Source organism: Nostoc sp. S13, assembly GCF_029379315.1.
Lineage (GTDB): Bacteria > Cyanobacteriota > Cyanobacteriia > Cyanobacteriales > Nostocaceae > Nostoc.
Genome location: NZ_JAQYWQ010000082.1, coordinates 23,547 through 33,419, shown reverse-complemented (window position 1 = coordinate 33,419; position 9,873 = coordinate 23,547). Strand labels below are relative to the sequence as shown.

The following is a 9,873-nucleotide window of genomic DNA, read 5'->3' as shown; positions in this document are numbered from 1 at the left end:
CTGGATGATTTAGCTTATTTACTACTTGCTTATTCCGGAAAGTGACAGAAGAGGGCTATAGCAATCCTAAATGAGTTGTGAAAAATCACAGTTGTTGATAAAGTGAATACTGCTGGTAGTAATAAGGCACATAACAGTACGGATGGAAGAGTTGATAGAGTTCATTCAATCAAACCCAGACCCTAGAGAATTAAAGCGGGCACTTGCTGTACAAATGGTGATGCAAAATTATAACCATTCAAAAATTAGAAACATTTTAGGAGTGTCTGCAGGTTTTGTAAGCAAATGGAAATATATTTTTGTAGAACAGGGCATCACGGGATTGAGGCTATCGTATAAAGGGTCAAAGAGCTATCTTGATTCGGCACAAAAACAAATGGTATTAAATTGGCTTGAACAGAGGAATTACTGGCACCTCTCAGAATTGAAAGAGTACATAGAAGATAATTTTAATATAATCTTTGAATCTCTTCAAAGCTATTACGACTTGTTTAAAGAGACCCATATAAGTTGGAAAAAAACACAAAAAAAGAATCCTCGTAAAGATCCAGATTTAGTTACAAAAAAAAACTAGAAATAAGCGCATGGCTGGATGCACATAAGCGTGAGATAGTATCTGGAGAACTCGTAGTTTTCTTTGAAGATGAGTGTCATCTGTTGTGGGGAGACATTTGTGGTTATATTTGGGGTAGTCAAAAAGAAAGGATTGAAGTTCCAGTAATCAATGAACGAGAACGACAGACATATTTCGGCGCTCTAAATTATTACACACAAGAATTTTTGATTAAGCCTTGTGAAAAAGGCAATAGTCGCAATGCAATTGCTTTCGTAGAATATTTAATTTCTCAATATCCAAAAAGTCGTATAGCCATCATTTGGGATGGAGCCAGCTATCATCGTTCTGCCGAGTTTAAAGCTTATTTAAATAAGATTAATCAAGGATTAAATGAAAACGAATATCAAGTGACTTGCATTCGCTTTGCTCCTAATGACCCATCACAAAATCCTGTAGAGGACGTCTGGTTGTATGCTAAAAACTTTATTCGAGAGTTTTACCACTTATGTAAATCATTTTCTCATATCAAAAGATTATTTGAACTTGTAACTCATTATCAAGTTTTTGAGTTTCCGAAAATATTTATGTATGGCTCATTTTTTTCACAACTCCTGCACGGATAGCTATACTCACATCTTGCACCTGGAAATTTAATGTCAATTCCTTGACTAAGTGTCTGTTCCCTCTGAAAAACATCTCGGCTCAATGCCCTCACTATTCCACTGTTAATGTCCAAATATTAAAGTTCAGGGATTTATAGTTTTTGAACTCGGCTTCAGATATGTCTAATTTTTGCATTGCAGTTAGCTGATAACTTCCGTCTATTTGTGGAGAGATGCAACTCCTAAAACCTAAGTGTGAAAAAAAGTCCACAATCTGTTGTTGATTATCAAAGCCTGTTTTGTACACATCACGCTGCGTTGTACCTTGGACCCCTTGCGCGATATTCTGCAATTCTGAGTAAGTCTGTAAACGTCCTTCATGTTCAGCGTTTGTTAGAAAATCAGGAGTGATCCACGCACCACCGAAGCGGGAAAGAACCGAATGGATGTTGCGTGCTGCCCTCTCCTTTTCTTCCATTGAAAGGTAATGATAAAGTCCTTCGTGGATGACGGCTACTGGATGATTTGGCTTAAAGTGACGGATGGCTGATTCAATTTCAGGAAACGAAAGAATGTTTACGGCATCAAAGAATAAATTCTTGCGCTCTCTTAGACCGTGATTAGATATAATTCTTGACAGGATTTGTTGCTTTTCTTCAGTAAGCTCAGGAAGATCTGTCTCCACATAAATATACTCTGGGTCTTCAGTCATAGCTAGTCCACGAAATGATAGCCCACTGGCTAATTCCAAAACCTGCGTAATGCCCTCTTTCTTTATCGCGCTGACAATACTTTTATAACGTATCTCAGCAGCAAGAGCTGCCCATTTCAAAAATTCTGGTGTGAGGTTCGTTCCTTGTGAGAAATTTTTTAAAACATCTTCTGCATGTATCAGTGTAGCAACATCCCTGGTAAAGGGAATATCTGAAAATTGCCGGAAATAAGCCACCAACTTGGCAGTCGGGCTAATCTTATTATGATCAGGACTAGTCGTTTTCACTGATTTACTCCTATTGTTGTTAGCTCAGAGGATATTGTCTATGGTAAAGAGATTGTACTCTAAATACTAACCTTATAGAGGTTTGGATGTAGAATTATATAAATAATTAGCTGAAAGAGCTTAAGCACAATATAAATCAAAAATGCATAGTGATAAACCTTTCTGGCATCCATTAGCTGAAGAATCTTTGAAGGCAGACGGGGAAATTGAATATAATTGCTGGGCAGTTGCAAGTTTTCATATTTTCGCAATTGTTAAGCACCCTGAAAATAAAAAACTTGAAGAAAGGATAATTGAAAATACTTTTTACAATTAAGGGTATCTGGGAATTCAGACGCGGCAACTTCTGCCCTGGCGATCACCCTTATTGCAACATCTAGAACTTAATTCCAGGGCTCTTGTTGACCGACGGCTCTTAGCGAAGCGTTTCCCAGATACCCGTCGGCACTCCACACGCTTATGTGTATTTACTACATTTTTCGGGCTGATTCATTGATTTTTTCTGCGCCTTCACCTGAATTTGTTCAGAGTATCAACAACTGTGATTTTTTACAAATGATTTAGGATTGCTATATCTATAATTAATTATATTAATTATTAAGTTAATATCAACTTGTTACGGATTACTATAGCCTCAGAGGATGGCTAATAAGTATAAAATATTTCCCCTGCTTCCCCCTCTTAAAAAGTAAGGTGGTTTCATCCGATGGTAGAAAAATGTCTAAGCCCTAAACTTCTATTCACTTTTGATTAAGTTTTTATAATTAGTTAACCAATAAAGAAATAAGAATATGAGTATGAGGTTTGCGGAGCGTCTCGTAGAGAGCGTCATTACGAATTCCGCCTTGCTGTAGTAGGTATTTAGGACTTGTGCGCTGGCCTTATGTTATGCCATAGGCTAACGTACCATCTGAGATTTTCGGTGCGTTAGAACTAATATTCATAACCTACTCTATTAGATTCAAGCCAATGTGGATGAAGTTTTCCGACTTGTGTATAACCCTCTTTTGTCACTTTGGGAGAATCTAATCGCCCAAACGTTGTCTCAGAATTTGGCTGAGATTATTGTTTTCCGAGAGTGACAAAACAGGGATAAGGTAGACCAGGAAAAGGAGAGAATTCAAAGTTTCTCTTCTGCAAGGAGAGAGGAATGGAAGTTAAGTTTTCCAAATAAGAGTGAAAAGTTAGGCAATCATCCAGGATAATAGTAGTTTTTCTAGAAAGCAATTAGCCTTAAGTAAATGCGATTGATTGAGAGTTAATCTTACTGGCACTCACACCGGAAATTAGGATTGTTTCTTGATTGAATAGAGAATCTAATTTGAAGACAGCACCATCTTTGCTATCTGTAATATTTATAGTACCTAGCGTAAGACCAGTATTAATATAACTCCAGCCATCTAATACAATCTTATCAATACCAACTTTGAAATCTTTAATGACATCAAAGTCATTTCTTAACAAGGTATCGCCACTTTTGAAAATAAATTTGTCATTACCATCGCCACCAACCAAGACATCATCACCACTACCACCAATCAGGACATCATTGCCTAAACCGCCATAAAGTGTATCATTGCCATTGCCACCATCTAGCGAATCATTACCTTGGCCTGCCTCAAGGATATCATTACCTCCAAGTACAAACAGGTCTGCCCCAGTCCCTCCGGTCAACAGATCGGTTTCCCCAAGACCTAGTGACTTTCCTCCGAAACTTTCCTGGCTACCCTGACCCACACCCACGAGGACATCATCACCAGCACCGCCGATGAGAACATCATCATTGCCGCCCCCTTGGAGGGTGTCATTGCCGATGTTGCCATTTAGAGTATCCTTTCCAAGATCGCCGAACAGAAGGTCATTTCCGAAACCGCCATCGAGGTTGTCGTCGCCATCGCCCCCTTCCAGCCGATCATCCCCACTATCGCCACTGAGGGTGTCATTGCCAGCATCTCCATAGAGGAAATCGTTTTGGCTTAGACCGAATATTTTATCATTCCCGTCACCCCCATAAATCGTATCGATGCCTCCCCCTGTAAAAATACTACCACTGGCTCCTTGGATGAAGTCATTGCCGCTTCCCCCATAAATGAGATTATTGCCAGTGATATCGAAGATGCGATCATTACCGGCTCCGCCCAATAAGGTGTCGTTACCCAGTCCGCCTTGAATATTGTCATCGCCATCACCGCCATCTACTCTGTCGTTGCCATCACCACCATCGAGGAAGTCATTGCCGATGCCACCCAGAAGCGTATCATTGTCGTCACCTCCAAAAAGATGATCGTTGCCATCGCCACCATTTAATAAATCGTTACCCTGGCCGCCCTGAATTAAATCATCTCCCCCTAACCCCAATAGAGTATCATCACCGGAATTTCCAAAGATTTCATCGGTTACAGCAGTGCCTGTAAGTGAGTCATTACTGCTGGTTCCTAGTTTCAAAGCCACAAAATTTATCTCCTGAATTTGAAAGTTTAAGTTTAGATTGATCGCAGTTTGCTATTAGGTAAAACGACCCGTTTAACCACAAATTTTTAGTTTTTAGTGGCGCTGGATTTTGTAAATATGTCCTAATTTCATCTTGGCTTCCTGGTGTTGAAGATTAAACTCTAAAGCTTTTTGATAGCAAAGCGATATCTACGATGGGCTATGCCTACGCTTCTTGTTCTTTTCCTTGTTCTTGCAATACCACGCCCAAGTTATAATGAGCTTCAACCAAATCAGGCTGTAGTGCGATCGCAGGTCGATAGTAAACAACAGCAGTTTGCCAATCAGCTGCTTGTTTGCGGGCATTGCCTAGCTGATAATTCAATTCAGCATAATAGGCTTGTTTCTCTGTTGAGAGCTTCCCTTGAGCAAAAAGCGCATTCCCTAAATTGACTTCCGCTTCTACGCAGTTTTGCTGAAATTCTAGAGCTTTTTGATAGGATGCGATCGCTTCTGACCACTTACCTTGTTGTTGCAAGGTGTAGCCCAAATTATTGTAAATTGTCCCTGCATCTGGTCGCAAAGCAATAGCTTTTTTGTAAGCTTCTTCAGCTTCTAGTAACTGTCCTTGGGCTTGATGCAAATTGCCTAAATTAAACCAAATTTTTACAGAGTTAGGCTGAACTTGCGAAGCTGCATTCAAATGCTTCAGTGCTTCCTGTAACGCACCTTTCTGCTGTGCCAGCATCCCTAAACTGTATAATGCTTCTGAATAGTCTGGTTGTTTTTCGATTACCTGACGATATAGCTGTTCAGCATCATTTAGGCGATTAGCCCGATGATGTTGAACTGCAAGTTTAAAGACTTCAGAAATATCTTTGGTATCAAATTGTCTTGGTTTATTAACCAGCTGCAAAATAAAATCTTCCAGCGCTCTGACTGGTTTTAGATCGCCATATAATTTATACTTGTTTTCTGCCACTTGCTGGGAGATATATTGCCGATATTCAGCATCTTTCCCCAGACGGATGGCGATTTTTACGTATTCTGCTTTATTTGAGGCGATCGTTTCTTCTATACCCATCATCTTTAAAATTGCCAAAGAATGCCGTGTCCGCATCACTTCTCCTGGTAAAGTGACAACCGGAATATTATGGGCAATAGATTCTAAAGTAGAGTTACATCCAGACCAACCAATACTATCCAAGAAAACATCAGCTAAGGCTGTAATCCCAGCAAACTTTCTGCTATTCATGTGAGACAAAAATAAACAGTACTTTTGATAATCCAACCCGAAGCCTGCAAAAGCATGGTTTAAACGCTGGCGGAATACTTCTGTAATGTCTTCACTTTCGTGTTTAATAAACACGAATTTAGAATTTACTAACTCTTTGGCAATTGCGGGAAAAACATCATCATGATTTGGCAAATATTTATATAATGACTGGCAACACCAGAAGAGAATTTCATTCTCTTTTAAACCTATATCTGATTTCTTAATTACTTGAGGTTCAATTGCTAAAGGTGTGTAATGAATAGATAGATTGGGTAATCTAACTAACTTTTCTGTATAATGTTCTTGAGCATTTTCTGGTTCCATTAAGTCACTGCTCAAGTAATAGTCAATTGTTGGTAGTCCACTGGTATCAGGATGTCCCCAAGATGTCATTTGAATTGGCGCTAATCTCAGAGAACCCAGTTTTACTGTGATTGAGTCCATTCCAAATTCGGGTAAAATCAGGATATGTAATTTATCTTTTGTTATTACCTCACACCATTCTTCAATCGAGGGAACACCTTGAACAAATTTATCAAAAGTCTTGATGGCACTGATTGTCCAATAATCTTTTTTGACCCCAGTGTGATAACCAAATAATTCAAACTCACTTCGATCCAGATTTTCTACCCAACCTTTAATCGGGATTTTCCAATTAGAATGATTATAGAAAAACCTAGAGACAATACCAATACGAACCTTTTGATTTTTATCTAAATTTTGGAGAACAAGCGGCTGGCTATATTGGGGATAACGACTAGACATAATCTGGTAAATCATTTCCCCATAAGTTCGCTGTAAATCTCGGTCATTTAAGCCTTGATATGTTAAATAAAAGGGCTGTAATGCTCCCACAGACTCAGCTGCTTTTGCCCGTTCTTCCTGATTAGTTAATTCATAACCTTTAGCTAAATTTTGTAAATGCTCTTGATACTGATTTCGTCTGAATTCAATTTCATCAACACTGGAATAGATAATTGGTAGTTGGCTGATACAAATACCCAATTTAGCAGCAGCATAGCTTGGCGTAACTTTGACAGCTTGTTCAAATATTTGTACTGCTGCTTCTATTTTATTATTATCTCTAAGTAGCGTTCCTAAATTGTAATAGATATAATCAGTATCAGGTTGAATTTTGAGAGCTTGTTGATAGCATTCTCTGGCGGCATCAAATCTCTTTAGTGCCTTCAGAGTATTTGCCAAGTTGTTATGGGTGATTACCAAATCAGGTTGAATATTTAAAGCTTTTTTGTAAGCTTCTATTGCTTCCTCTAATTTACCTTTTTCCTGGAAATAATATCCTAAGTTGTGATAGGCGTAAGGATAGTCTGGTTTAATTTTTATTGCTTGTTGGTAAGACTTAAGGGCATCATTTAATCGCCCTTGTTTTTGGAGTACCTCTCCTAAATTATTATGAGCTTGTACCAAATCTGGTTGCAATGCAATAGCTTGACGATAATATAACTCTGCAATCTTGAAATCCTCTACTTGTTGCCTACCTAAGGCAAACTGCTGATTTAAGTCTGCATAGTGGACTTGTTCTTCTGGTGGTAGCTTTCCTTGAAGATAGAGAGCATTACCTAAATTGACTTGCACTTCTATGCAGTCGGGTAGAATCTTCAGTGCTTTTTCATAGCAGGCGATCGCTTCTTCTAGTTTACCCTGTTGTTGCAGACTAAACCCCAAGCTGTTGTGTATTGCCGCTGCTTCTGGCTGTAATTGCAAGGCTGCTTGGAAAAATTGCTCTGCATTTTGATATTGTCCCCGCTGTTGCGCCAGCATACCTAATCCATATACTGCCTCTAGCTGCTGGGGATTTACGTCTATGATTTGACGATAAACCTCTTCGGCTTGAGTCAAGCGCTTGGCTCGGTGATGTTGAATCGCGAGTTTGAGAGCCTCAGTAATTGTAGTCATAACTTATACAAATATATTTACTTCACACGTCTTTTGTTCCGATATCTGCGAGAAACTCAAGTTTCTGAAACTTATAACTGAATTTGGTTAAAAGTGCGTTAAAACTGAAATTTTGCACCCATTCTCAACAACCGTAGGTCAGGCGCAAAACACAAGGTCAAAATAAGGGCTTCAGGTAATGGTAGGCAGTGCCCACCCTACTTTAATAGCAATAGAGAATATTAACCCAGAGTTTTAATTCAGGGCAGGCAAACAGCACACAACTGTAGCCTGGGTTGAGGACTAAATCTTGTAAAAATTTATTGTGGAAACTGTTACTTGACAGCAAACGATGTATTATAGGTAAAAGCCGAAGGCTCAAATGAGCAGAGAACCTTCGGCTATTGTATGAATCTAATAGGCTTTCAAGCCTAACTCTACTTGCATGAGTTAATACTCTTTGTGAGTAGAGTTTAATTATGAACTGGTAGCATATACGGACTATGAATTAGTCGTTGGTAGCAGATAGAGACAATGAGTTCGCTGCAGAAGAATTAGAATCCGTATTAGTGAAACCAAATGTTTCAGCTAGGGTGTTGTTACCCAATGCTGTAGCTTGGCTTTCAGAATTAGCTAAGTTGCCCTTAACGGTAGCGACGGAATTTACACTCTTATCGACGTTAATGGTCTCGTTAAGAGTAGCTACGATCGCTATGTTCTTTGTCGCAACAAAATCATAACCACCAAAAACTTCTTCAGAGGTAATTTCCAAGTAGTTTAGATCATAAATAATCATTTGAGTTTCTCCTGAGATTTGTAAGTTTGTGAATCTTTTCTATAACCAACTTATTTTTATTAGCTACATACTTACTATAGTTTATCCCTCAAAAAATTCAATCCTTTTTTTAGGGACTTTTGATTAATAAAATTAATACTTTAACTTCAAAATTTTTCATTTATAGAATTAATTAAAATTACAAAAAATTGCATAGAAAATAAGATAAAAGTTATAGTTATCCTTGTCCCGCAAAAGTTACAACAATTTAAATTAGTTTCTAATCACGCGAGAATACTAGCTTATAAATGTAATCACAAAAACCTAAAAACGAAAATGTATGAAATTTTTAAGTAAAGAATCTCAGCATCCATAATATTTTTTAAAACTCGCTCTATCTCCGCGAAATTAAGCAAGATAGTCAGCTACAAAAATATTTGGAATTTCCTCACCTATTGAGTATTGGTGAATGACATATCTAGCAATTGCTCCGGCGAACGCACATTTGCGTCAGAGTCGAACTGAGTAACTATTTTCATAGTGTTGATTTGTTGCTTTAACCATTGAGAAAATGATTCTGTAATGATTTTTTGGCGTAACTGTTCATCGAGTTGGGGTTGAATTACTTCTTCCACCCAAATTAAATGCACCCCCTTGGGAGTCGTAATCGGTTTGAGAGCTTGTGGTGGTGCAGCAGCAAATACAGCTGCTGCAATCTCTGGACGAAAATCTTTACGGTATCGGAGTCCCTGGTATCCATAAGCACGGCGGAGTTCTGGTTCTGGGATATATAAACGAGCAATTTCCGGAAAATTGACTTCGCCTTCTTCTAGGGCATAAAAAAGCTCTAAAGCCAAGTCTCGCTCCTCGAAGACAACTTCGTAGGTAATGGCGGCGACATAATCTAGTTGGTGTTCATAAAAGTACTTTTTGACTTGAGCAGAAAATAAATGATTTGCTAACTTCCGCCAAAGGATGTTGTTGTAGGCTAATTCTTCAAACTCATTCACAGACAGGTGGTGTTTTTCTAGCCATGTCCAGGTTTCTTTAGCTTTGACAAGCTTTTTAGCGAACCGTAAGTCATCTCCTTCTTGCTGTAATTCTTTTGGTGTGACTGTAATTCCTAGCTCTTGAGCTGCTTTGGCAATAATCCTTTGTGATGCGATCGCTTCCACGACATCAGGTATCTGACAACAGAGTTTGAGACTCTGAATGATATCTGAACTGGAAATGGTCAGATGGTGGGGCATAAGATGATATCTCCAATAATTAAGGGCATTGGGCACTTGTACTGATTTGTACTGAGCGGCGTCGAAGTAGCGTTCGCGCTAGCGTCTC

At 38.8% G+C, this 9,873-nt stretch carries 7 protein-coding genes; 2 read left to right on the top strand and 5 right to left on the bottom strand.

What is annotated here, in order from left to right:
- Positions 1 to 142: 142 nt before the first annotated feature.
- Positions 143 to 1,179, top strand: a protein-coding gene (locus PUQ00_RS22390; protein WP_300420943.1) for an IS630 family transposase whose coding sequence is annotated in 2 segments (ribosomal slippage) — positions 143 to 560 and positions 560 to 1,179 — 1,038 coding nt in all. Because the reading frame shifts where the segments join, the coding sequence is not laid out codon by codon here.
- Between the two features lie 91 nt (positions 1,180 to 1,270).
- Here the strand turns inward: PUQ00_RS22390 and PUQ00_RS22385 are convergent.
- Positions 1,271 to 2,158 (bottom strand): class I SAM-dependent methyltransferase, encoded by an 888-nt coding sequence (locus tag PUQ00_RS22385; RefSeq protein WP_300420940.1) that lies wholly within the window; start codon positions 2,156 to 2,158, stop codon positions 1,271 to 1,273.
- A 142-nt stretch (positions 2,159 to 2,300) separates the two neighbouring features.
- Here PUQ00_RS22385 and PUQ00_RS22380 point away from each other — a divergent pair, with 142 nt between their 5' ends.
- Entirely contained in the window at positions 2,301 to 2,474 is a 174-nt protein-coding gene (locus tag PUQ00_RS22380) for a hypothetical protein (RefSeq protein WP_300420937.1), read from the top strand.
- A 917-nt stretch (positions 2,475 to 3,391) separates the two neighbouring features.
- On the opposite strand, the gene PUQ00_RS22375 is transcribed toward PUQ00_RS22380, so the two are convergent.
- The 4 genes from PUQ00_RS22375 to PUQ00_RS22360 all read right to left on the bottom strand — a co-directional run bounded on the left by PUQ00_RS22375 (position 3,392) and on the right by PUQ00_RS22360 (position 9,785).
- Positions 3,392 to 4,609: a calcium-binding protein gene (locus PUQ00_RS22375; protein ID WP_300420935.1), complete on the bottom strand. Its 1,218-nt coding sequence runs from the start codon at positions 4,607 to 4,609 to the stop codon at positions 3,392 to 3,394.
- 205 nt (positions 4,610 to 4,814) lie between these two features.
- Positions 4,815 to 7,781 (bottom strand): tetratricopeptide repeat protein, encoded by a 2,967-nt coding sequence (locus tag PUQ00_RS22370; protein WP_300420932.1) that lies wholly within the window; start codon positions 7,779 to 7,781, stop codon positions 4,815 to 4,817.
- Between the two features lie 487 nt (positions 7,782 to 8,268).
- The gene (locus tag PUQ00_RS22365) at positions 8,269 to 8,556 is read right to left on the bottom strand and encodes a hypothetical protein (RefSeq protein ID WP_300420929.1); all 288 of its coding nucleotides are present in this window, start codon (positions 8,554 to 8,556) and stop codon (positions 8,269 to 8,271) included.
- 431 nt (positions 8,557 to 8,987) lie between these two features.
- Positions 8,988 to 9,785, bottom strand: coding sequence for a peptidylprolyl isomerase (locus tag PUQ00_RS22360; RefSeq protein WP_300420927.1), 798 nt, complete (start codon positions 9,783 to 9,785; stop codon positions 8,988 to 8,990).
- Positions 9,786 to 9,873: the final 88 nt, after the last annotated feature.

Coding starts and splice junctions, on each gene's coding strand:
- PUQ00_RS22360 (WP_300420927.1), bottom strand. CDS start 9,785: ATGCCCCACCATCTGACCATTTCCAGTTCAGATATCATTCAGAGTCTC.
- PUQ00_RS22380 (WP_300420937.1), top strand. CDS start 2,301: ATGCATAGTGATAAACCTTTCTGGCATCCATTAGCTGAAGAATCTTTG.
- PUQ00_RS22370 (WP_300420932.1), bottom strand. CDS start 7,781: ATGACTACAATTACTGAGGCTCTCAAACTCGCGATTCAACATCACCGA.
- PUQ00_RS22365 (WP_300420929.1), bottom strand. CDS start 8,556: ATGATTATTTATGATCTAAACTACTTGGAAATTACCTCTGAAGAAGTT.